We start from the raw sequence: 23955 nt of genomic DNA, 5'->3' as shown, positions 1-23955 counted from the left end.
CAGACATGGCCGTTCACTCTATCCCGAACGAAACCTTTGTGGCGAGGGGGTCGCATTCTATTCAAGCCACCTTCTTTCGAACCACTCCCGGCGCTCGCCGAAGGTGTTTTCGATCAACTCGACGACCGTCCGCACCTGTGCTTCACCCTGTGACTCGGCATTGACTGCCATCCACACCTGACGCCGCATCGGCCGGTCAAACAAGCCCGGCAAGGCAACCAGCCCGCGGTCGAAGTGGCTCATGTAGTGCGGCAGCAGGCCGATGCAGGCGCCGCAACGGATCATCTCCAGCATCAGCTCGTAGGATTGCAGTTGCACCGCCCCGGCCAGGCGTTGATCCACCAGTGCATTCCATGGCCGGAAGCTTTCAACCTGGCAGTCCTGTCGCCATTGCACCAGGAGAAAATCGGCCAGTTCATCCAGGCTTTCCGGCCTGGAAGCGACCCGCGAGTAGCGCTTGGCAATGTGCGGCAGGTATTGCAGTTGCACCAGACGCCGGGGTTCGGTGGTGGCAAAGCTCGGCCCCGGCAACGGCGACTCGGTATTGCCCAACCATACCACCACGTCGGCGCTGACCGCTTGCAGGGACAACTCGCTGTCGAGCGTCATGATGTCCAGGCGCACACTGGCATTACGTCGCAGCAGTGCAACCAGGTTACGTCCGAGAATGTCATGCAGGATCGAATCGGCCACGGCCAGGCGAATCAACGGCTGCTCGATCACCGGCAAATCACGCTCATGGGCCAGCGCGATCAGTTGTGCGTGCAAGCGCAAGCCATCGCGACTGAGGCTGAAGCCATTTTCTGAAAGGTTGAACAGTGAACACTGGAGCTGCGTTTCCAGCAGCACCAGTTGCCTGCGCAAACGGGTGGCCTTGATGTTGAGACTGCGGGCGGCCTGCATGAAACAACCACAACGGGCACTGACGGTGAAACACAGCGCCAGCTCGGGGTCGATACCCGCTGCCAACTGGCGCCAGGACGCGTTTTTATCGATCGCTACACGATACTTGGCAGCACCCCGTCGGGTGCAGATTTCCATGACTGACATCGAGGACTCCCTGTCGACCTGACACTGACAGTTGCATCCTGCGCAACGTTCATGAACCTGCCATGACAATGACTCAGGCGCTGGGTGTTTGCCGAAAGCTCACAGCCAGGCGATTCCAGCTGTTGATGGTGGTGACGGCGATGGTCAAGTCGACCATTTCGCTTTCACTGAACTGCTCCCGGGTTTGGACGTAGACATCGTCCGGCACGTGGCTTTCGGAGAGTAAGGTGACCGCCTCGGTCCAGGCCAGCGCAGCTCTTTCCCGCGGATTGAAAAAGTTACTGTCACGCCAGACCACGATGGAATACAGGCGTCTATCGCTTTCGCCCAGGCGCCTGGCATCCACCGAGTGCATGTCGGTGCAAAAAGCACAGCCGTTAAGCTGCGATGCGCGAATCTTGATCAGGTGCAGCAGGCCCGGCTCGATGCTCAGGCTGCTGGTCAGGGCCTCCATGGCGATCATGGCTTTCATCGCTTTGGGGGACGCGCTGTAGTAGTCCAGACGGGGGTTCATGGAGCGATCTCGTGCAGCCGGGAGGTAATCTTCACGTTAGTCGCTGGCGCGGGGGCATGACAGATCCAATTGGGCGAATTACCCAGGGACCACCGCCACCAGACCAATTGACGGTTTTTCCACTGCACAACTTCTGTACCACCGGCGGATAGGGGTAATCTTGCGCGACGCACACGCGCCTCAATCGCCCCGGAGCCTCGCCGGCATGGAACTACATGTTGTCATCAACGGTCGCAAGGACCTGGCCGGCCAGCTGTACAACCAACTGCGCAGCGCCATCGAGTCCGGTCGCCTGACTGCCGGGACGCAACTGCCGCCCAGCCGTCTGCTGGCCGAACAATTGGGTATTTCGCGCAAGACCATATCCGATACCTACGCCCAGCTGACCTACGAAAACTTCCTCACCGGGGTGGTCGGCAAAGGCACCTACGTCAATGCGCGCTCGTCGAAGGTGCAGCGCAAACAGAGCCACACCGAGCTTGGCGGCTTCGAGGTGATCGAGTCCTGGCGCAACCTGCCGGTGTTTCTGCGTCACCCGACACTGGAAGGCTCGCTGCGCTACGACTTCATTGGAGGCGCCACCAGCAAGGGCCAGTTTCCCCAGGATGACTGGCGGCGCTGCACCTCTCACGCGCTGCGCCAGATGGCCGGCTCCAAGGGCTTGTACAGCCTGCCCGAGGGCTTGCCGGCGCTGCGCCACGCCATTGCGCAGCACATCGCGTTCTCCCGCGGGGTCAATTGTCAGGATGAGGATGTGGTGGTGTGCAACGGCGCGCAGCAGGCGCTGGACCTGATTGCCCGGGTGCTGATCAGTCCGGGTTGCCTGGTCGCCATGGAGGACCCCGGGTACCCGCCGGCGCGACTGCTGTTCGGCACCCATGGCGCCACGGTGATTGGCGTACCGGTGGACGCCGAAGGCATTGTGGTGGACCGGATTCCTCGCGGCACTCGTCTGATCTATGTCACCCCTTCGCACCAGTTCCCGCTGGGCATGCCGATGAGCCAGGCGCGCCGGGAAGCACTGCTGGCCAAGGCCCATGAGTTGGGCGCAATCATCATTGAGGACGACTACGACAGCGAATTTCGCTACGAGGGCCGCCCCACCGATTCCCTGCAAAGCATGGATGAACGCGGGATCGTCGCTTACGTCGGGACGTTCTCCAAAACCCTGTTGCCGGAACTGCGGCTCGGCTATGCGATCCTGCCGCCGGCGATCCTCGAGGCCGTGGTGCGTGCCAAACAGCTCACCGACCTGCACACCTCGACCCTGCCGCAATGGGCGCTGGCCAAGTTCATCGCCGAAGGCTGCCTGCTCAAGCACATCCGGCGCTGCCATACGATCTATGCCGGGCGCCGCGAGCGGATCCTGACACGAATGGCCGGCGATCTTTCGCCCTGGCTGGAGGCAGTGCCGTCCACCGCCGGTTTCCACATGGCGGTGCTGTGCAAAGTGCCGCTGGATATTCCATTGGTGATCGAACTGGCGAAAAAAGTCGAAGTCGGGCTCTATGCCATCGACAGCTTTTTCTATCAGGAAACGCCAAGGGCCGGGCTTTTCTTCGGTTTTGGCGCCATCGAAACCCTCGACATCGACATCGCTCTGGATCGTTTGCGCGACATCTTGCAGCAGGTGGCCTGACGGATTGGCCTGCGGCTTTATCAGGCGATTGGCTATTGGCGGTCCCGAGGCTCAGGCCTATCCTGCATAGGCGTTATCCCTCAATGAGCAGGATTCGTCCGGCCTGATTCAGGAGTGTGAGCAATGTCCTATGAAGTGATCAATACCGTACAGGTACAGGCCGCCGCCGGCCGCTCGGATGAACTGGGCAGGCAATTGCAGAAGATTGTCGAAACCCTGCGTGAACTTCCCGGCTGCGATTCCTATATGGTCGACCGCTGCCCCGAGGACACCAATCGCTGGACCGTCAGCGCTCACTGGCAATCGGAAGCGGCCATGCGATCGCATTTCAACTGCCCGGAGGTCCAGGGCTTCATCAGCCTGATCGATAGCCAACTGGCCAATGCCGTGGACTTCAACAGTTTTCCGATCGTTTAACCGATACCTGTGGCGAGGGAGCTTGCTCCCTCGCCAAAATTTTTTCTCCATTGGCCCGGAATCTTCTGTAATTGGTCCCCTCGCCTTCCAGAATATTGGCTGTTTAACCTCTACTGCTTGCGGACTACTGTTGTTTTCGACAACTAACCCACCGCAGGTAAAGAACCATGAACGTGTTGCGCTTCTGTGCTGCCCCCCTTGCTGCCCTGGCCCTGATGGCCTGCGCGTCGGCGTTTGCCCATGACCCTTCGGAAAAGGTCACTGTCCTGCAGGACGAAATGCTGAAAAACGTCCCCGGTAAAAAAGCGCTGATGATCGAGGTCGATTACAAGCCGGGGCAGTCCTCCATCGCCCACAAGCACGAAGGCACCGCCATGGCTTATGTCATTTCGGGAGAGATCATTTCCCAAGTCAAAGGCGAGGCGGCGAAAACCTTCAAGACCGGTGAATACTGGTATGAACCGGCCGGGTCGGAACACATGGTGTCGAAAAACGCCAGCGCGACCCGGCCGGCCAGGTTGCTGGTGTTCATGGTATTGGCCCCCGACGAGAAAGTGTTGATCCCACTGGAACACTGATGGCTGAACGTACAGCTATAAATAAAAAGGCTCGAATCGCGAATTCGGGCCTTTTAATTTCCTCACGCAATTAACCGAAAGCTTTTAAACCAAACAAAACTATTGGTCGCCTGACAAGGGTGGATATTGGCTATTTAAATAAATCATCCAGGGTTTAGTCTTGAGTCACCGCCGGTACAACACCGGCAATTTTAACTTTCGACTGAAGTTGATTCACTGGAGAAACACCATGAAACTTGTGCTTGCCAGTACGTTGACCATGGCCGTTGTTTTAACCGGTTGCTCGATCCCCACCGCGCCGACAGCGGTTTCTTCGCTGAACGGTATCTTTACCGAACCGGTAGGCCGCAGCGGGGCCAGCCGTATTACCAGCGGCAGCCATGTCTCGCTGGGCATCGTCTACAGCCAGAATACTCAGACCAACCGCGCCTACCTTAGGGACTACCAAGCCAACGCCGGCACGGGTTTCGGTCAGAGTCTGCTGGTGCAGCCGATTCATGACGCCTACGTAGCCACTTCCAGGCCAGACCTGGCCGTGGATTGGGTCAAGGCCTCCCTGCAACGGCAATTCGGCTCGGTTACCCTGTATCCGGACATGCAGAGCCTCAGGGCGGCAAAACCGGATGTGATGGCGGTGGTCGACACCCGCAGTCAACTGATAACCTCGCGCAGTTCAGACATACAGGCGGATGTCAGTGCGGACTTCTATGACAAAAACTTCAATTACATCGCTACTGCAAAAGGTCACGATGCCAAAGCACTTAGTCCGGTCTGGGCGGACTATAAACGTAGTGAAGATATAGTTGCGGACATTAACGAACAACAGAACGTGCAAGTCAGGGCACTGCAAAAGTTTGACCAGTCGCTCAGTAATTTACTGACCAGCCCGACAAGTAATGTGTCGATGCTTGATTCTAAACAAAGCCAGAAGTTGTATTGAAACTGAAGCCCCTATCGCGAGCAGGCCAGTACAAACTCCCCTGAACCTCAAGCAAAAAAAAGCCCCGCATCTTTCAATGCGGGGCTTTTTCATTCAACGCCTGATCAGGCCGCCGGTTCCAGCTCGGCGGCAAAAGGGGCAGGCACTACCGCTTGCCCGCTCAATGCCAGGTCTAGCAGCTCGCGGTTGGCTACCGCGTACATGGCGTAGTCCGTGCCGCTGGCGGCACGGATTTCCACCAGCATGGCGCGCCAGCGCTCGATCATGCTGTCGTTCTGCGTCATCCACAGGGAGAGCCGTGTTTCCACGTCCTGGGTGCCGTCGCCCTGTTGCAGGACCGAGATGGTGATCGCACGTTGCTGCCAGTCGACGTCATCGCGGAACGCTTCACGGGCCAGGGCCTGCCAGTTGTTTTCAACCGGCAGAGCGCTGATCTGCTGCAGGTACCAGGTGATGTCCAGCGCGCTGCCCACGGCGAAGTAGGCCTTGGCCACGTCCGCAGGGTCCTGGCCGGTCACGTCGGAAGCCTCGATGATCGGCAGCAGGGTGTACAGGTGCGAAGTGCCAGCCACCATGCGCGCGAGCAACTCCGGCACACCGGCTGCGACGTACGCCCGATAGCGAGCCTGCCAGTTCTCGCGGATCTCGCCACTGAGCAATTCGTCGAGCTTGAGGCCCAACTCCTTCAGATGCGGACCGAAGTGCGCGACGTCACGGGCAGCGTTCTGCTCGTTGCGACGGGCACGCAGGAACCAGCGCGTGGCGCGACGGCCCAGGCGCATCAGCTCATCCATGAGTTCCAGTTGAACGTCGGCCGAAACCTGGTAATCCAGGTTTTCGATCTGACGGAACCAGTGCGGGAGATGGAAAATGTCACGCACGATCACGTAGGCGCCGGCCACGTTCGCCGGGCTCATGCCGGTCGACTCTTTGAGTCGTTGAACGAAGGTGATGCCCATGTGGTTCACCAGATCGTTGGCGATCTGGGTGCTGACGATTTCGCGCTTCAGACGGTGACGGCGCATGGCCGCGGAGAACTTGCTCACCAGCGTTGGCGGGAAAGCGGTTTCCATGTCGCGGGTCAGGTAGTCGTCGTCCGGCACCAGGGAGCCCAGCAACTGCTCCTTGAGGTCGATCTTGCTGTAAGAGATCAGCACCGACAGCTCGGCACGGGTCAGGCCATGGCCTGCCGCGATACGCTCGTTGATGGCTTCTTCGGCCGGCAGGAACTCGATGGCGCGATCCAGCTTGCCGCGGCCTTCCAGATCGTTCATCAGGCGCTTGTATTCGGCAATCCGCGGCAAGGCACGACGGGCTGCCAGGGACAGGGCCTGAGTCTGCTTGTAGTTGTTGCCCAGCACCAGACCACCGACTTCGTCGGTCATGCTCGCCAGCAACTGGTTACGTTGCTTGTCGGTCATGTCGCCGGCATGAACCACTTCGTTCAGCAGGATCTTGATGTTCACTTCGTGGTCGGAGCAGTCCACGCCACCGGCGTTGTCGATGAAGTCGGTGTTGGAACCGCCGCCATTGAGGCCGAACTCGACGCGACCCAGCTGGGTCATGCCGAGGTTACCGCCCTCGCCCACGACTTTGCAGCGCAGTTCGTTGCCGTTCACACGCAGTGCGTCGTTGGCCTTGTCGCCGACATCGGCGTGGCTTTCGCTGCTGGCTTTGACGTAGGTACCGATACCGCCGTTCCACAGCAGATCCACCGGCGCCTTGAGCAAGGCATTCAGCAGTTCGGTCGGGGTCAGCTTGTCGGCCTCGATGTCGAAGCGCTCTTTCATCTGCTCGGAAATCGCGATGCTCTTCGCGCTGCGCGAGAAGATCCCGCCGCCTTCGGACATGATGCTGGTGTCGTAGTCCGACCAGGCCGAACGCGGCAGATCGAACAGGCGCTGACGCTCGGCGAAGCTCGATGCCGGCTCCGGATTCGGGTCGATGAAGATGTGCAGGTGGTTGAAGGCTGCGACCAGTTGCAACTTGTCAGACATCAACAAGCCGTTACCGAACACGTCGCCGGCCATATCGCCGACGCCGACCACGGTGATGTTGTCTTCCTGGACATTGATACCGCGCTCGCGGAAGTGGCGCTGTACGCCGACCCACGCGCCCTTGGCGGTGATGCCCATCTTCTTGTGGTCGTAACCGGCCGAGCCACCGGACGCAAACGCATCACCCAGCCAGAAGCCGTAGTCGATGGCGATGCCGTTGGCGATGTCGGAGAAAGTCGCAGTGCCCTTGTCCGCCGCCACCACCAGGTACGGGTCGTCGTCGTCATGACGCACGACGTTGGCCGGTGGTACCAGTGCGCCGTCTTTCAGGTTGTCGGTGATATCCAACAGGCCCGAAATGAAGATGCGGTAGCAGGCGATGCCCTCGGCCGCGATCTCGTCACGGCTGCCGCCCAGTGGCAGGCGACGCGGCAGGAAGCCACCCTTCGCACCCACCGGCACAATCACCGAGTTTTTCACTTGCTGGGCTTTTACCAGGCCCAGGACTTCGGTACGGAAGTCTTCTTCACGGTCGGACCAGCGCAGACCGCCGCGAGCGACGTTGCCGAAACGCAGGTGCACGCCTTCGACGCGCGGCGAGTAAACGAAGATTTCAAACTTCGGTACCGGCTTCGGCAGCTCCGGAATCAAGTGCGGGTTGAACTTGAAGCTGAAGTACGACTTGTTATGGCCGTTGGCATCGGTCTGGTAGAAGTTGGTGCGCAGGGTGGCCTTGATCAGGTCCAGGTAGCGACGCAGGATGCGGTCTTCGTTCAGCACCTGGACGTCGTCCAGGGCGCTGAGAATCGCGTGTTCCAGGCGTTGCTGCTTATCTCCCAGATCGTCACCGGTCAGCTTGCGCGCCAGGTAGAAACGGGTCTTGAACAACCGGGTCAACTCGCGAGCGATGTCGGCGTGGTTGTTCAGGGTGCTGGCGATGTAGCCCAGGTCGAAGCCCAGACGAATCTGCTTCATGTAGCGGGCGTAGGCACGCAGCAGCGCCACGTCGCGCCATGGCAGGCCGGCGGTCAGTACCAGACGGTTGAATCCATCGTTCTCGGCATCGCCACGCACGATGTGGACGAATGCGTCCTGCAGCGTGTCGTTAAGCTGCTGGATGTCGAGTTCCATGCCTTCGGCGGCAGTGAACGCGAAATCGTGAATCCAGAACTCGCGGCCACTGTTGTGGCGCAGACGGTAAGGGAACTCACCCAGCACGCGCAGGCCGAGGTTTTCCAGGATCGGCAATACGTCGGACAGCGCCAGCGGAGTATCGGCGTGGTACAGCTTGCAGTGCAGCATGCGCTGGCCGGAAACCTGGCCTAGCGGCTGATAGAAGCTCATCACCAGCGGATTTTTTTCGTTGAGGCTCAGCAGGTGCTGCATGTCGACCACAGCCGAGTGGGCTGCGAAACGCTCGCGGTAACCGGCCGGGAAGCCTTTCGGGAAGTCGGCCAGCACGTTGGTGCCGTGGGCTTCGCCGAAGCTTTCGATGGTCAGGGCGGCGTAGTCGTCCTGCCAGCTGCGACAGGCCTGCACCACTTCTTTTTCCAGCAGCAGCGGGTCGATGTCGAGGCGGTTTTTCGGGTCGACGCGCAAGATCAACTGCACGCGGGCCAGCACGGACTCGGAGAAGAAGGTCCAGAACTCGCAATCGGTCGCTTTCAGGCGATCCATCAGCACTTGCTGGATCTTCTGGCGCACTTCGGTGGAGTAGATATCACGCGGCACGTAGGCCAGGCAGTAGCAGAAACGGCCGTACGGGTCTTTGCGCAGGAACACGCGAATCTTGTTGCGTTCCTGGATCTGCACGATCGACATCACGGTGCTGAACAACTCGTCCACTGGCGTCTGGAACAGATCGTCGCGCGGCAGCACTTCGAGTACTTGCGCCAGTTCCTTGCCCAGGTGAGCCTTGGCCTGGAAGCCCGAACGGCGTTCGATTTCCTCGACCTTGCGGCGGATGTACGGGATCACCCGCACGCTCTCGCCATACACCGACGAGGTGTACAGGCCCATGAAACGGCATTCCTTGATGACCTTGCCGTTGGCGTCAACTTCACGGATCGACACGAAATCCGGGTAAGCCGGACGGTGGACACGGCTTGGGTGCGAAGCCTTGGCGAACGACAGCAGGGTCGGTTCGCGCAGGTAGTTCACGGCGTAGTCTTCGATGCGCAGGTCATCGTAGGTCAGGCCGGCACGCAGCAGCTTGGTCAGGCCGAGGAAGGAGTCCTTGTCGTAGACGATGTGGCCGCCATCGGCTTCATCGCTGACCACGAACTCTTCGTAGCCAAGGAAGGTGAAGTGGTTGCCCACCAGCCACTCCAGGAAACTCTTGATTTCGCTCTTCTCGTCGCCTTCGACGGCGAACTGGCTGTTGTCCAGCTTGGTCAGGATCTCCTGGACCTTGGCCTTCATCGGCTCGAAATCGCCAACGGCCACGCGGACTTCACCGAGCACCTGCTCCAGCTCTTTGCTCAGGACATTGAGCTCGGCGGTATTGGCGCAGCGGTCGATTTCCAGGTACATCAGCGACTCTTGCAGAATGTCGTCGCCCTGGGTGCCTTTCGGCAGGATTTCCAGCAACTCGCCCTTGCTGCCACGACGCACGCTCAGCACGGTGGTTTGCAGGGTATGGATGCTGTAGCCGCGACGGTTCAGCTCGGTACGCACCGAGTCCACCAGGAATGGCAGGTCGTGGTGCAGCACTTCGACCGCGGTATGGGTCGACTGCCAGCCGTGGCGTTCGTAATCGGGGTTGTAGACGCGCACTTGCGGTTGCGCGTGATCGAAGCGCTCAAGCAGGCGCCATGCAGAAAGGGTGCAGCCAGCGAGATCGGACAACCGACGCTGGGTCAGCTCGTCAAGGGAAATGATGCCGAAGAATTGTTCAGCGAACAGCGCCACTTGTGGCAGTGCCTGTTCACTGATGTGCTGCGCCAGTGCCGCTTGCAGTTGGTGCTGGAAGTCGGCTTTGCTGGCTGCGGTGAAGAACGCCATCTGTGGTACTCCGCTTGGGCTTGTTATTGATGGAAGCGTCGCGTGCAAAACCCCTGTTAGGGGCTACCCGTCACCCTGTTCCTGATTCTCGGGCAGAGGAAACAGGGTGACAGGTGGGTGAAGCTGGACGAGACACTCAGGTCACATTCACCTTCCGTGAATGGGCATCTGCAAAAACGACTGGCTGCGCGCAGCGCAATGCCTTTACAGGTGCTCATCCGTTGCGCAGCTTAACGAGAGCGGCAAGGCCCTTGCTTGCGATGCTGCGACATATTCGGTCAACGGTACGCTGCTCAAGGCATACGCATCGAACAACACTAGCATTCACACAGAAAAATGACGGTTTTCCGTCCGGTTTTACGGGACATGCGTACCAGAAATGACCAGTAACACCCTGTCCGTCCACGACCCGGTCATTGACACTCGGACGAGCAGAAATGTGCGCGGGCTGGCAGAATCGCCCTTTGTTGCGTTTACCACGCTCGTCGAGCCAGGAATTACCCATGAAAATGAAAACCGCCCTCTTGATCGTCAACCCTTGCGACGACGAAGAAGACAACATGGCCATGCTCTGCTGCCACAGCGAGCAGGGCGAAATGTTCCTGATGAGCCGCTACCCGGATGAAGACGAGCTGGAAATCACCCTCGACGGTGAACCCTCGACCCTCGACGGCGTGAAAGTCACGCTGAGCCCTGCGCTGTTGAAGATCGAAATTGCGGCGGCTGATACCGATGTGCTCAATGGCGATGATGTGCTGGAAATCACCTTTGATGCCGACATGACGGATCTGGCTGAAGTTGAGCTGACCTTGAAGAATATTCTTGATGGTACTGGCACCTTTATCAGCCAGATTTGAGTCGTTTGATCCGCCCTCATCGCGAGCAGGCTCGCTCCTGCAATTGATCGTCGTACACCGTCAATGTAGGAGCGAGCCTGCTCGCGATGGCGCCGGCACAGCCACCCAATCACTCCCCTGCTACGAAAATCCAGCAATTGCCCCAACCATTTCCCGCACTTTGCACAAAATGCCGTTAGTCGCCGCCCCCCGCGATGGATTAAAGTAACGCCCCCAGCCCTGGCGCATTTTCGAACGTCCTCGGCCACCCTTTTGCAGGAACAGTCATCGATGGAACATCGTGAAGCGCTACTCGCGCTGCGAACCTTTCTTTCAACGCAGATTCTCGGCCAGGAAAAACTCATCGAGCGCTTGCTCATCGCCCTGCTCGCCGACGGCCACATGCTGGTCGAGGGCGCTCCCGGCCTGGCCAAGACCAAGGCCATCAAAGAACTCGCCGAAGGCATCGAGGCTCAGTTCCACCGCATTCAGTTCACTCCCGACCTGTTGCCGGCCGACATTACCGGTACGGAAATCTATCGCCCGGAAACCGGCAGCTTCGTGTTCCAGCAAGGTCCGATCTTCCACAACCTGGTGTTGGCGGACGAAATCAACCGCGCTCCGGCCAAGGTTCAGTCGGCCTTGCTCGAGGCCATGGGCGAGCGGCAAGTCAGTGTCGGGCGCAGCACCTATGAGCTGTCGCCGCTGTTCCTGGTAATGGCCACGCAAAACCCCATCGAGCAGGAAGGTACCTACCCGCTGCCCGAAGCCCAGCTTGACCGGTTCCTGATGCACGTGAAAATCGGCTTTCCCGATGCCACTGTCGAGCGCCGGATTCTGCAGCAAGCCCGTGGAGAAGCCCTGAACGGCGAAGCGAAGCCTGAGCGTCGGGTTACCCAACAGACGATTTTTGCCGCACGCAAGGAAATCCTCGGTTTGTACATGGCCGACGCCGTGGAGGAGTACCTGGTGCAACTGGTCATGGCCACCCGCACCCCGGCCAAGTTCGATCCGGAAATGGCCGAGTGGATCGCCTACGGCGCCAGCCCGCGCGGTTCGATTGCCCTGGACCGCTGCGCCCGCGCCCACGCCTGGCTGGCCGGGCGTGATTTCGTCAGCCCGGAAGATATCCAGGCCGTGCTGTTCGACGTGCTGCGCCATCGCATCATTCTTTCCTTTGAAGCCGAAGCCGCTGGCATCGATCAGGACCGGGTGGTCCAGCGGATTCTCGACGTCGTAGCCGTCGCTTGACCCCGATGAACGCCAGCCTGCCGCCCGAGCCGGGCATTCGTGTCAGCCTCGCCGACCTGATCGAGATGCGCCATCGCGTGCGTGAAGTGCAGCTGTTTTCCACGCCGAGCCAGCGCAGCCCGCTGATCGGCCTGCACCATTCCAAATTGCGCGGGCGTGGCGTCGACTTCGATCAGGTGCGGGTCTATCAGGCCGGCGACGATGTGCGCACCATTGACTGGCGCGTGACTGCGCGCACCCAGGAACCCCACACCAAGCTGTTCCACGAAGAACGTGAGCGGCCGATTTTCATCATGGTCGAACAAAGCCGCCGGTTGTTTTTCGGCTCGGGCCTGATGTTCAAGTCGGTGCTCGCCGCCCAGGCCGCGAGCCTGATCGGTTGGGCAGCCTTGGGGCACAACGACCGGGTCGGCGGCCTGGTGTATGGCGACAATGTGCATTACGAAATCAAGCCCCGGCGCAGCAAGCAAAGCCTGCTGCAATTGCTCAACCGGCTGGTGCGGGTCAACCAGTCGCTGAGCACCGAAGGCGAGCCGGACCGCGACGCCTTCGGCATTGCCTTGCGCCGCGCACGGGAGGTGTCACGTCCGGGCAGCCTGGTGATCGTGATTTGCGATGAACGCGCGCTATCGGAAAGCGCCGAGCAACAGCTGAGCCTGTTATCGCGTCATTGCGACCTGTTGCTGCTGCCGGTGTCCGATCCGCTGGATCATGCCCTGCCCGCCGCCGGTCTTTTACGTTTCGCCGAGCGTGGAGCGCAACTTGAGCTCGACACGCTGAATTTCGACCTGCGCCAGACTTACCGGGCCCAGGCCGAATTGCGCATCGCGCGCTGGGAACTGCTCGCGCAGAAACTACGGGTGCTGATGATGCCTTTGAGCACTCAGAGCGAAATGGTCGAGCAATTGCGCGAATACCTGAACCCACAGAAACCGGGGAAAGGTCGATGAGCAGCCTTGATCAACTGCAACCGCTGATATCCCCGCCACCGGTGGAATTCTGGCCTCCGGCACCGGGTTGGTGGTTGCTGCTTTTATTGGTGCCACTGATCGGATTGGGCCTGTGGAAGCTGCGTCGCTTTATTCCTGTCAAGCGCCCCGTGGTACGCGCCGAGCAGCCGCTTGACCCGGTGCGCCTTGCCGCCCTGGCGGAGCTGGCGCTGATGCCCAAACCCTACGACGGTGCGCCAGCCGGTGCCTGGCTGCAGCAACTCAACGGCTTGCTCAAACGCCTGTGCCGCAACCATTACCCCTACAGCCAAAGCCATACCCTCAACGGCCGCAAATGGCTGGCGTTCCTCGACAACCGCTGCCCGGCGGCCGGCCTGACCCGCTGGATGGTGCTGGTCGAAGGCGCCTACAAACCCGAATGCAAACTCGACGACAAGGCCATTGCCGGCCTGACCCAAGCCGTTGATACGTGGATTCGCAAACATGTTTGAGTTCGCCTGGCCGTGGATTTTTGCCCTTTTGCCACTGCCGTGGCTGATGCGCATCGTATTGCCGGTGGCCGACAGCGGTGAACCGGCACTCAAGGTCAGCTTCCTCAGCGATCTCGAAGGCCTCGCCGGGCGTCGCGCCCGGGCCAATCTGCCGGCCTGGCGCCAGCAGGCACCGTTCATGCTGCTATGGCTGTTGCTGCTGGTCGCAGCGGCGCGCCCGCAGTGGCTCGGCGAACCCTTGCCGATTGCCGCCAGCGGCCGCGATCTGCTGGTGGCAGTGGACGTTTCCGGCTCCATGGATTTCCCTGACATGCAGTGGCAGGACGAAGAGGTGAGCCGACTGTCGTTGGTCCAGCACCTGCTCGGCGATTTCCTCGAACGCCGCGAAGGTGACCGTGTCGGCCTGATTCTGTTTGGCAGCCGGGCCTATCTGCAGGCACCGCTGACATTCGACCGGCACACCGTGCGAGTCTGGCTCGACGAAGCGCGCATCGGCATTGCCGGCAAAAACACCGCCATCGGCGATGCTATCGGTTTGGCCCTCAAACGCCTGCGTCTGCGTCCGGCAACCAGCCGCGTGCTGATTCTGGTGACCGACGGCGCCAACAATGCTGGTGAAATCGGCCCACTCACCGCTGCGCGGCTGGCGGCCAAAGAAGGTGTGAAAATCTACCCGATCGGTATCGGTGCCGAACCGGAACAAAGTGGCACGGTCGGCTTTCTCGGCGTCAATCCGAGCCTGGACCTTGACGAACCATCCCTCAAGGCCATCGCCGAGGCCACGGGTGGCCAGTACTTCCGTGCTCGCGACGGCAAGGAACTGCAGGCAATCAAGGACACCCTTGACCAATTGGAGCCCGTGGCCCAGCAACCCACCCAGGCCCGCCCGGCTCAAGCGTTGTATCACTGGCCACTGGCCCTGGCGCTGTGGTTGAGCATGCTGCTGGTGGCTCCTGTACTCTGGCCGGACAACCCGTTGCAACGCCTGTTTACCAAGGATCTGTTTTTGCAAACGCAATTGCTGCCTGATTGGCGCCAGCGTCTCAAGCGCCTGCGCCTGCGGAGGCGTCGATGAGTGTGCTGTGGCCTTACTGGTTCCGCCCCTGGTGGCTACTGTTGCTGCCGGTGCTTGGCTGGTTGCTCTGGCAACTCTGGCACCGCAAGAAGCGCGCCGGGCGCTGGCAGATGATCCTGCCGCCGGCCTTTCATGCGGCACTGCTCAGCGGTGGCAGTGGACGCGACAGTAAATTGCCCTGGATCGCCCTTGGTCTTGCGTGGCTCTTGACCGTGCTCGCCCTGTTGGGCCCGGGTTGGGAGCGCGTCGAGCAAACCAGCCAGAAACCCGCCGACCCGCTGGTGGTGATTCTCGAGCTGACTCCGGAAATGCTCGCCACCGACGTCATGCCCAACCGACTCGAACAGGCACGACGCAAGTTGTTCGACCTGCTGCAGATTCGCAGCGACGCGCAAACCGCCATTGTCGTCTACGCCGGCAGTGCCCACACACTGGTACCACTGTCAGATGATCTTTCCACCAGCCGCAATCTGTTGGATGCGCTAAAACCGTCGTTGATGCCCGAGGCCGGTCATCGCGCCGACCTGGCGGTGCTCAAGGCCCTGGCGCTGCTCGAACAAGCGGCTCTGGGCAACGGCCGGATTCTGCTGATTGGTTCGTCCCTGACCGACCAGGAACGGCTGGGCATCCGTCGCGCGCTGAACGGCAAATCGACTCAATTTCTGATGCTCGGCATCGGCACCGCCGAAGGCTCGCCCATTACCCAGGAGGACGGCAGTTTCCTCAAGGATGAACAGGGCGCCATTCTCGTGCCGCGCCTCGACGAACCTGGCTTGAAAAGCTTTGTCTACGACCTGGATGGACGCTATCGCCAGGCGCGCCTGGACGATAGCGATCTGCACGCCCTTGGCCTGCTCGACGGTCCACGCAACTTGCGCAACGACGGTCAGACCTTGCGCCTGGACACCTGGGCCGATCAGGGTTACTGGCTGCTGCTGCCACTGTTGCTGCTCGCGGCCTGCGCGGGACGTCGCGGTTGGCTGCTGTGCCTGCCGCTGCTATTGGCGCTGCCTCAACCGAGCTACGCCTTCGATTTCGCAGACATTTGGCTGCGTCCTGATCAACAAGGCGCCCATTTACTCAAACAGAAGCGCCCGGCCGAAGCCGCCCGGCGTTTCGACGACCATCAGTGGCAAGGCGTGGCGCTTTATGAAGCCGGTGACTACGCGGGCGCCGCCGAGCGGTTCGCTGAAGGCAACGATGCCCACGCCCACTACAATCGAGGCAATGCCCTGGCCAAAAGAGGTGAGCTGGAGGCTGCGCTGGATGCTTACGAACAGGCACTGGAACGTCAACCGGATTTGCGCCCGGCACTGACCAACAAGGCGCTGGTGGAAGAGCTGCTCAAGCAGAAAAACAATGCGTCCGCTGCGACGCCGGACAAATCCGCAAGCGACGAGCCCCAGCCCAATGAACAACAGACGCCGCCCGGTGCCACATCGCAACGTTCGGACAGTGGCGAGTCGCAAGCGCAAGAACCGCACACCAGCGCTGACACCGAACAATCGCCAACGTCGCCGCCCAGACCCGGAACCAACGAAGTGCCAGGCAGCGAGTTGGGTGACGAACAACACACGACGCCGCCCTTGCGCCCGGCCACCGACAGCATCGAAGGTGAACAGCGCCAGGCACTGGAGCAGTGGCTGCGGCAGATCCCGGATGACCCCGGTGAACTGCTCAGGCGCAAATTCTGGTACGAACAGCAACAACATCAGGATCAGGAAGAAACTCGATGACCCGCTTCACCGTTTTATTGCTCGCGCTGCTGCATGGCCTGTTGTTCTGCACTGTTCAGGCACAGGCAGCAGAGCTGGTCGCCAGTGTTGATCGCAGTCGCCTGAGCTCAGGCGAGACGGTCGAGCTGACCCTGGAATCCACCGATGTAACGCAGTTCGGCAAACCCGACCTGGCAGCGCTGGAGCCACTGTTCGAAGTGCGCGGCACACGCCAGGTCAACCAGTTGAACACCCTGAGCGGTGAAAACCGGGCCACCACCCGCTGGATCGTCACCCTTCTACCCCGGCAGAACGGCAGCGTGGTGATTCCGCCACTGCAACTGGGCGAACTGCAGAGCCAGCCGATCACCCTGCAAGTAGTCGAAAGCGACACGCCGGACAACCCGGACAAACGGGCCCCGGTGTTCATCGATGCCAGCCTCGATCAAACCAGCGTGTACGTACAGGCCCAAGCGATCCTGACCCTGCGCATCTACCACTCGGTGTCGCTGTACGACGACAGCAGCCTGCCGCCGTTGCAGATACCTGATGCGCGCATTGAACAATTGGGCGACTCACGTACCTACGAAAAAGACATCGATGGCCAGCGCCATGGCGTGATCGAAATGCGCTATGCGATCTACCCGCAACACAGCGGCGAACTGATCATTCCGGCACAGGTGTTCAACGCCGCGCTGGTCGATGCGCAACCGGCACAGGACGCGGCCCAAGTGCCGAAATCCGGCAAGCAGATGCCCGTCACCTCGACCGAACTGCTGTTGACGGTCAAGGCCAAACCCATCACCTATCCGGCCGACGCGCCCTGGTTGCCTGCCCGCAGCCTGAGCCTGAGCGAAAGCTGGAGCCCGGAGCCGGATCACACACAGGTCGGCGATTCTCTGACCCGTAGCCTGACAGTGACGGCCGAAGGCTTGTCCAGCACCCAACTGCCACCGCTGCCCGGTACCGATGTCGGCGGCCTGCGCCGCTACCCGGATCAACCGGTGCTCGGCAACCAGAACAGCGAGCGCGGCCTGGTCGGCAGTCGTGAAGACCGGGAAGCCCTGGTGCCGACACGGACCGGCGCCATCGAGTTGCCCACCGTCGACGTGGTCTGGTGGAACACCTTCGAAGACCATCTGGAACACAGCAGCCTGCCTGCCCGCACGCTGCACGTGGCGGCCAACCCGAGCCTGGTGCTCGACACCCAGGCCGGCATCTCACCGGTCGATGCCGGTGCCGACAGCGAAGCACTCTGGCGCTGGAAGCTCAGCACCTTGATTCTGGCCTGCACCACCCTGCTCGGCTTCGGCCTCTGGTGGCGTGGCCGCTGGCAACCGGCGGTGACGCGTGCCGCTCAAACCGGCCCGAGCCCGCGCACCGTGCTTGATGACCTCAAGCGCGCCTGTCAGGCCAATGATTCCCACGCCACCCGCCAGGCCCTCGACGCCTGGGCCCGGCAACAACCGGAAACCCTGGCCGACATGGCCGCCCGCTTCGTGCCACTGTCCAACGCCCTCGACGGCCTGAACGGCGCGCTGTACAGCGAAACCGGCCAGTACTGGCAAGGTGACGAGTTGTGGCGGGCGATCAAGGCGATTCCGATGGCCGAACGGGTGCAGGATCCGGTTGGTGACAGTGGGTTGCCGCCGCTTTATCCCAAATAACTCACCCTTGAGACAAAGAGCACAACCTGTGGGAGCGAGCTTGCTCGCGAATTCGGTGTGTCAGACACATCATTGTTGAATGGGCTAACGCTTTCGCGAGCAAGCTCGCTCCCACAGTTAATCGGGTATTGCCTTAAGATCGGGGCTGCCACAGGTTGAGTGCCTGACCACCTCGGGAGCGTTTGCCAGTAAACTCTCCCCCCTTTCGCCGCCTTCATTTTTCACGCGGCCATTACCTATTTTGTAGCGGAGTTCGCCTTGCGCTTGTTTCACACCTCCGACTGGCACCTCGGGCAGAACCTGCATGGCCAGGATCGTGATTTCGAACATGGCTGTTTTCTTGACTGGCTGTTGCGCCAGCTGAAACTGGATCAACCGGATGTGCTGTTGATCGCCGGCGATATCTTCGACACCGTCAACCCGCCGGTCAAAGCCCAGGAGCGTCTCTACGACTTCATCGTCAGCGCCCATGAGCAGCAGCCTTCGCTGACCATCGTGATGATTGCCGGCAACCACGATTCCGGCTCACGGATCGAACTGCCCGCGCCATTGATGCGGCGCTTGCGCACCCACGCGCTCGGCCGCGTGCTGTGGCTCGACGACGGTCAACTGGACGCCGAACGCCTGCTGCTGCCCTTGCCGGATGCCAGTGGTGAAGTCACCGCCTGGTGCCTGGCACTGCCGTTCCTGCGGCCGGCGGAAGTCACTGGTGCACACTTGGGCGACAACTATCTGCGCGGGATCGGCCAGGTGCACGAGTGGCTGATCGAAGCGGCCAACGCCAAGCGTCAGCCGGGTCAGGCACTGATCGCCATCAGTCACGCGCACATGGCCGGCGGCTCAGTGTCGGAAGACTCCGAGCGCAGCCTGATCATCGGCAACGCCGAAGCCCTGCCCGCCAGCCTGTTCGGGCCGAGCATCAGCTACGTGGCCCTCGGTCACCTGCACAAGCCGCAGAAGGTCAACGGCGAGGAGCGCATCCGCTACAGCGGTTCGCCGATTCCGCTGTCGTTCTCCGAGATCAGCTATCAGCACCAGATTCTCGACATCAAGCTCGACGGCGAAACCCTGGTCTGCGTCGAGCCGAAACTGATTCCCCGCGCGGTCAACCTGCAACGCATCGGCCCGGCCCCCTTGAGCGAGACCCTGCTGCAACTGGCGGATCTGCCGAACATCGACCTGCTGGCCGACATTCAGCGCCAACCGTGGCTGGAAGTACGCGTACGCCTCGATGAACCGCAGCCCGACCTGCGTAATCAAGTGGAAACCGCCCTGCAAGGCAAGGCCGTGCGCCTGGTGCGCATTGCCGCTGAATACGCCGGGAATGGCAGCAGTGGCGGCACGGATGAAGGCAACACACTGATCGAACTGGATCAGCTCACGCCCCAGGAACTGTTCAGCCGCGCCTGGCAGGACAACTACGGCAGCGAGGTCGACGAGCAGACCCTCAAGGACTTTGCCGAGCTATTGCAAGACGTGCAGATGGAGAGCGAACAGCCATGAAAATCCTCGCGATCCGCCTGAAAAACCTCGCCTCGCTGGCCGGGCCGTTTGAAATCGACTTTACCGCCGCCCCCCTGGCCAGTGCCGGGCTGTTCGCCATCACCGGCCCCACCGGCGCCGGTAAAAGTACCCTGCTCGATGCTTTGTGCCTGGCGTTGTTTGGCGCTGTACCCCGCCTGAACAACACCGGCCGCGACGCCAAGGTGCCGGATGCCGACGGCGAAATCGCTACCGGCGACCCACGGACGTTGCTGCGGCGCGGCACGGGTGAAGGCTATGCCGAGGTGGATTTCGTCGGAGTCGATGGCCGCCGCTATCGCGCACGCTGGGAAGCCAATCGCGCCCGGGAAAAGGCCGGTGGCAAACTGCAAGCCAGCCGCCAGAGCCTGCGCGACATTGATCAGGATCAATTGCTGGCCAGCCAGAAAGGCGAGTACAAGACTCAGCTCGAAGCCGCGCTGGGGCTGAATTTCGAACAATTCACCCGCGCCGTACTGTTGGCGCAAAGTGAGTTCAGTGCTTTCCTCAAGGCCGATGACAACGACCGCAGCGAACTGCTGGAAAAACTCACCGACACGGCGCTCTACACCCGCCTCGGTCGTCGGGCCTTCGACAAGACCAAGGAGGCTCGCGAGGCGCACAAGCTGCTGCAGGATCAGGCCAGCGGAGTGACACCGCTGTCGCCCGAAGCCCGTGCGGAACTGGATCAGCGCTTCAGCGAAGCGCAGCAGCAACTCAAGACCCAACAGGCGCAACTCAAACAGCTTGAACTGCTGGACACCTGGCTCAAGAACTTGCATCGATTGCAGGACGAGCATCTGGCCGCCAGCGAACAACTGCAATCGGCACAGACCCACTGGGAAGGCTTGACCAGTGAGCGCTTGAGGTTCACCCGTCTCGAACAGCTTGCCCCGCAACGACATCAGTTCGCCCGTAAAGCCGAAGTCGATGCGCTGCTGACACCGTTGGCGGCGCAAATTGCCTTGCATACGCAGCAACATGGCGAACTCGGCGAGCGCCAGACGCAGCTTGAGCAACAGCTCAGTGCCGCCCGGATCGACTTGAGCGCAACGCAACAGCGGCAAGCCGACAGCGCGCCGTTGTTGCGTCAGGCCTTCGAAGCGCAAAGCACCCTCGCCCGCCTGGCCAAGGACGCTGCCCTCAGCGCCGAAGCCAGGCAACAGGCGGAACAGGCCTGCACTCAGGGCCAGAGCACGATTCAGACCTTGCTCGATCAGCAAGCCCGTGGCGCTGGTGACTTACAGCGCATCGCCACCGAACTGGAACAAAGCATTCATCTGGCACCGTTGAGCGATGCCTGGAATGCCTACCGCGATCGCCTGCAGCAGTTGATGTTGATCGGCAACCGGCTGAATCAGGGCCAGGCCGAACTGGCGAACCTTGAACAAAACGCCGCGAGCACCGATCTAGCGCTCACCGCGCAAAAGCAGCAACTGGAGGTACTGTTCAAGGAGGCCGGTGCCGAACCGGATGCCGTCGCCGAGCAGATCGGCATTCTGGGCAGCCTGTTGCAGGACAACCGCAAACAACTGCGCGCCGTCGAAGACCTTGTGCGCTTGTGGGCCAGTCAGCAGGAGCTGGACAAGCGCGGCGCCGAGCTGCAACAACGCCAGTTCACCGCGCAGCAGGAACGTGAACGCCTGACCCAGGACGGGGTAAAGACCAAGGCTGAACTGAGTGTTGCCGAGCAAACCCTTAACGTCACCCGCGAACTGCTGGAGCGTCAGCGTCTGGCGCGCAGTGCCAGTGTCGAAGAGCTGCGCGCACAGTTGCAGGATGACCAGCCATGCCCGGTCTGCGGCAGCAACGAGCATCCGTATTATCAGCCTGAAGCGCTGCTGCAAAGCCTCGGCCGCTTCGATGAAAGCGAACAGGCCAACGCCCAGAAGGCCGTCGACCTGCTCAAGGAAAAACTCACTGACTTGCGCGCCGAAGTCGGCGGGCTGATCGCCCAGCAAAAGGAACTGCTGCAACAGCAGGAACAACTGGCGACCCAGCAGCAGGCCCTCGCGCCAAGCCTGGACGCTCATCCGCTGGTTACCCAACTGCTGAATCAGGATGCCGACAAGCGCGACGCCTGGCTTAACCAGCAAAACAGTCAGCTCAACCAGAGCATCAGCCAGGACGAGCAACGGCAGAGCGCCCTGCTTACTCTGCAACAGGATGCCGCGCGCCTGACCCAGCAACTGCGCCATGCCGAAACCGCGCACCAGCAAGCAGCGCAGCACCTGAGCAATCAACAGCGCGAACTGGGCAACGACCGCCAGCGCCTGGACGAAGAACTCAGCGCATTCGCCAGCCTGCTGCCCGCCGAGACCCTGCAAACGCTACGCGTCGAGCCGGCCGCGACCTTCCTGCAGCTCGACCGGCAGATCGCCGAGCGCCTGGCGCAACTCGATCAACAAAAGGAAGAACTGGTCGAACAGCAACAGCGCCAGCAAAACCTGGAGAAGGAGCAGGATCGCCAGCACAGCCGCGTGCAGCAATTGCACGCCGCCGAACAGCAGTTCACCGGGCTGGCCGAACAGCAACAGGCTAGCCAGCACACACTCGGACAACTACTCGGCGAACACACCAGCGCCGAGCATTGGCAGCAGCAACTGGAACAGGCCGTGGAACAGGCTCGCAGCGCCGAAACCGGCACCGCGCAGACGCTGCAAAGCGTCCTCACGCAGTCAGTGCAAATCGCCGCCGAGCTCAAGGCCCAGCAAGAGCGCTTGCGCGCACTGGAAGGCGAAGAGCATGAACTCGCCGGAAAAATCGGCGACTGGCGTGCCCGCCATCCCGAACTGGATGACGGCGGCCTCGAAGACCTGTTGCGGGTTGACGACACCCAGGTCAGTGAACTGCGCCAGCGCTTGCAGCACAGCGAAAAAGCCATTGAACAGGCCCGCGTCCTGGTGCAGGAACGCGACAAGCGCCTGCTCGATCATCAAGCGCAACACAATGGCAACCTCGACGCCGGGCAGTTGGCCGCCGCGCTGGTCGATCTGCAAACCCTGGCTGCCACCAGCGAGCAACACTGCGCCGAACTGCGTGCCGAGCAGGCCGAGGACCAGCGCCGACAGAACGCCAACCAGGCCCTGGCGCAGCAGATTGCCGATGCCTACAACGAGTACCAACGCTGGGCGCGCCTGAATGCGTTGATCGGCTCGGCCACCGGCGACACCTTCCGCAAGATCGCCCAGGCCTACAACCTCGACCTTTTGGTGCACCACGCCAACGTGCAATTGCGCCAACTGGTGCGTCGCTATCGCCTCAAGCGCGGCGGCAGCATGCTCGGGTTGCTGGTGATGGACACCGAAATGGGCGACGAACTGCGCTCGGTGCATTCGCTGTCCGGTGGCGAGACCTTCCTGGTCTCGCTGGCGCTGGCCCTCGGTTTGGCGTCGATGGCGTCGAGCACGTTGAAAATCGAGTCGCTGTTCATCGACGAAGGCTTCGGCAGCCTCGATCCGGAATCCCTGCAACTGGCCATGGACGCCCTCGACGGCCTGCAGGCCCAGGGCCGCAAGGTCGCGGTGATTTCCCACGTACAGGAAATGCATGAACGGATTCCGGTGCAGATCCAGGTCCGCCGCCAGGGCAACGGCCTGAGCACCCTGGAGGTGAAATGAACACGCTGTATTCCTTCCGCCGCTGCCCATACGCCATGCGCGCGCGTATGGCCCTGCGTTATTCGGGAGTGGCCGTGGACATCGTCGAAGTCAGCCTGAAGGCCAAGCCCGCCGAAATGCTCGCACTGTCGGGCAAAGGCACGGTGCCGGTACTGAGTGCCGATGGCCGGGTGATCGACGAAAGCCTCGACATCATGCGCTGGGCCGTGGCGCAGAACGATCCGCAAGACTGGTTGCTCAAGGACGATCCTGACGCAGCGGCGCAAATCGCCAGCCTGATCGAACAGAACGATCAGGTGTTCAAGGTGCACTTGAATCGCTACAAGTACGCCGAGCGTTATCCCGAGCAGCCGATGGAGGCTTATCGCGCCGAAGGCGAGGTGTTTTTGCAAAGGTTGGATGAGTTGCTGGAAGGACACGACTACTTGCTGGCCGACCATCCAAGCCTGGCCGATGTGGCGCTGATGCCCTTCGTGCGGCAGTTCGCCCACGTCGACCGCGAATGGTTTGCGCAGACACCGTATCGGCGGTTGCAGGATTGGTTGCAGCGGTTTCTGGCGTCGGAACTGTTTACTGGCGTGATGAAAAAGTAAACGCGCCCACTGTGGCGAGGGGGCTTGCCCCCGTTCGGTCGCGAAGCGGCCGTAAATCCGGATGACCAGAAAAAGCTTGGGGCTGCTTCGCAGCCCAA

Annotated in this window: 17 protein-coding genes; 14 read left to right on the top strand and 3 right to left on the bottom strand. The window is 61.1% G+C overall.

The genetic code is table 11. The features are described 5' to 3' along the window. Positions 1 to 57: 57 nt before the first annotated feature. Together PMI29_RS25285 and PMI29_RS25290 are read right to left on the bottom strand one after the other, a co-directional pair. A complete protein-coding gene (locus tag PMI29_RS25285) occupies positions 58 to 1050 on the bottom strand; it encodes a LysR family transcriptional regulator (protein WP_007994521.1) in 993 nt (330 codons plus the stop codon). Between the two features lie 73 nt (positions 1051 to 1123). Further along, complete coding sequence (locus tag PMI29_RS25290; protein ID WP_007994519.1) at positions 1124 to 1564, bottom strand: carboxymuconolactone decarboxylase family protein; 441 nt, start codon at positions 1562 to 1564, stop codon at positions 1124 to 1126. 205 nt (positions 1565 to 1769) lie between these two features. On the opposite strand from PMI29_RS25290, the gene pdxR reads away from it, so the two are divergent. From pdxR to PMI29_RS25310, 4 genes are all read left to right on the top strand, one after another. After that, positions 1770 to 3203: a MocR-like pyridoxine biosynthesis transcription factor PdxR gene (pdxR, locus tag PMI29_RS25295; RefSeq protein WP_007994516.1), complete on the top strand. Its 1434-nt coding sequence runs from the start codon at positions 1770 to 1772 to the stop codon at positions 3201 to 3203. Positions 3204 to 3326: 123 nt separating this feature from the next. Beyond that, on the top strand, positions 3327 to 3620 hold the full coding sequence (locus PMI29_RS25300; RefSeq protein WP_007994514.1) for an antibiotic biosynthesis monooxygenase family protein: 294 nt from the start codon (positions 3327 to 3329) through the stop codon (positions 3618 to 3620). A 167-nt stretch (positions 3621 to 3787) separates the two neighbouring features. Continuing rightward, positions 3788 to 4198: a cupin domain-containing protein gene (locus tag PMI29_RS25305; protein WP_007994513.1), complete on the top strand. Its 411-nt coding sequence runs from the start codon at positions 3788 to 3790 to the stop codon at positions 4196 to 4198. 229 nt (positions 4199 to 4427) lie between these two features. Continuing rightward, the gene (locus tag PMI29_RS25310) at positions 4428 to 5138 is read left to right on the top strand and encodes a hypothetical protein (protein WP_007994512.1); all 711 of its coding nucleotides are present in this window, start codon (positions 4428 to 4430) and stop codon (positions 5136 to 5138) included. 104 nt (positions 5139 to 5242) lie between these two features. Here the strand turns inward: PMI29_RS25310 and PMI29_RS25315 are convergent, their stop codons facing one another. Further along, positions 5243 to 10138 carry an NAD-glutamate dehydrogenase gene (locus tag PMI29_RS25315; RefSeq protein ID WP_007994511.1) on the bottom strand — a complete coding sequence of 1632 codons (4896 nt, stop codon included), beginning with the start codon at positions 10136 to 10138 and terminating at the stop codon, positions 5243 to 5245. 503 nt (positions 10139 to 10641) lie between these two features. Here PMI29_RS25315 and PMI29_RS25320 point away from each other — a divergent pair. The 10 genes from PMI29_RS25320 (at position 10642) to PMI29_RS25365 (ending at position 23857) form a co-directional block, all read left to right on the top strand. Further along, positions 10642 to 10995 carry a hypothetical protein gene (locus tag PMI29_RS25320; protein WP_007994510.1) on the top strand — a complete coding sequence of 118 codons (354 nt, stop codon included), beginning with the start codon at positions 10642 to 10644 and terminating at the stop codon, positions 10993 to 10995. 270 nt (positions 10996 to 11265) lie between these two features. Further along, positions 11266 to 12225, top strand: coding sequence for an AAA family ATPase (locus PMI29_RS25325; RefSeq protein ID WP_007994509.1), 960 nt, complete (start codon positions 11266 to 11268; stop codon positions 12223 to 12225). A gap of 5 nt (positions 12226 to 12230) precedes the next feature. Continuing rightward, positions 12231 to 13175, top strand: coding sequence for a DUF58 domain-containing protein (locus tag PMI29_RS25330; protein ID WP_007994508.1), 945 nt, complete (start codon positions 12231 to 12233; stop codon positions 13173 to 13175). Next, positions 13172 to 13666 carry a DUF4381 domain-containing protein gene (locus PMI29_RS25335; RefSeq protein WP_007994507.1) on the top strand — a complete coding sequence of 165 codons (495 nt, stop codon included), beginning with the start codon at positions 13172 to 13174 and terminating at the stop codon, positions 13664 to 13666. Before PMI29_RS25330 ends, PMI29_RS25335 begins: the two co-directional genes overlap by 4 nt. Further along, positions 13659 to 14741, top strand: a complete 1083-nt coding sequence (locus tag PMI29_RS25340) for a vWA domain-containing protein (protein WP_007994506.1) — start codon at positions 13659 to 13661, stop codon at positions 14739 to 14741. Before PMI29_RS25335 ends, PMI29_RS25340 begins: the two co-directional genes overlap by 8 nt. Then, positions 14738 to 16477: a VWA domain-containing protein gene (locus PMI29_RS25345; RefSeq protein ID WP_007994505.1), complete on the top strand. Its 1740-nt coding sequence runs from the start codon at positions 14738 to 14740 to the stop codon at positions 16475 to 16477. The genes PMI29_RS25340 and PMI29_RS25345 overlap by 4 nt, the downstream gene beginning before the upstream one ends. Beyond that, positions 16474 to 18123, top strand: coding sequence for a BatD family protein (locus PMI29_RS25350; protein ID WP_007994504.1), 1650 nt, complete (start codon positions 16474 to 16476; stop codon positions 18121 to 18123). The genes PMI29_RS25345 and PMI29_RS25350 overlap by 4 nt, the downstream gene beginning before the upstream one ends. Positions 18124 to 18381: 258 nt before the next feature. Further along, positions 18382 to 19626, top strand: a complete 1245-nt coding sequence (locus PMI29_RS25355; RefSeq protein WP_007994503.1) for an exonuclease SbcCD subunit D C-terminal domain-containing protein — start codon at positions 18382 to 18384, stop codon at positions 19624 to 19626. Continuing rightward, a complete protein-coding gene (locus PMI29_RS25360; RefSeq protein WP_007994502.1) occupies positions 19623 to 23264 on the top strand; it encodes an AAA family ATPase in 3642 nt (1213 codons plus the stop codon). Before PMI29_RS25355 ends, PMI29_RS25360 begins: the two co-directional genes overlap by 4 nt. Further along, entirely contained in the window at positions 23261 to 23857 is a 597-nt protein-coding gene (locus PMI29_RS25365) for a glutathione S-transferase (RefSeq protein ID WP_007994501.1), read from the top strand. Before PMI29_RS25360 ends, PMI29_RS25365 begins: the two co-directional genes overlap by 4 nt. Positions 23858 to 23955 lie beyond the last annotated feature (98 nt).

It is taken from the genome of Pseudomonas sp. GM49 (genome assembly GCF_000282355.1).
In the GTDB taxonomy this organism is placed as follows: domain Bacteria; phylum Pseudomonadota; class Gammaproteobacteria; order Pseudomonadales; family Pseudomonadaceae; genus Aquipseudomonas.
The sequence above is the reverse complement of the archived record's forward strand: the minus strand, read 5'-3'. Positions and strand labels throughout refer to the sequence as shown.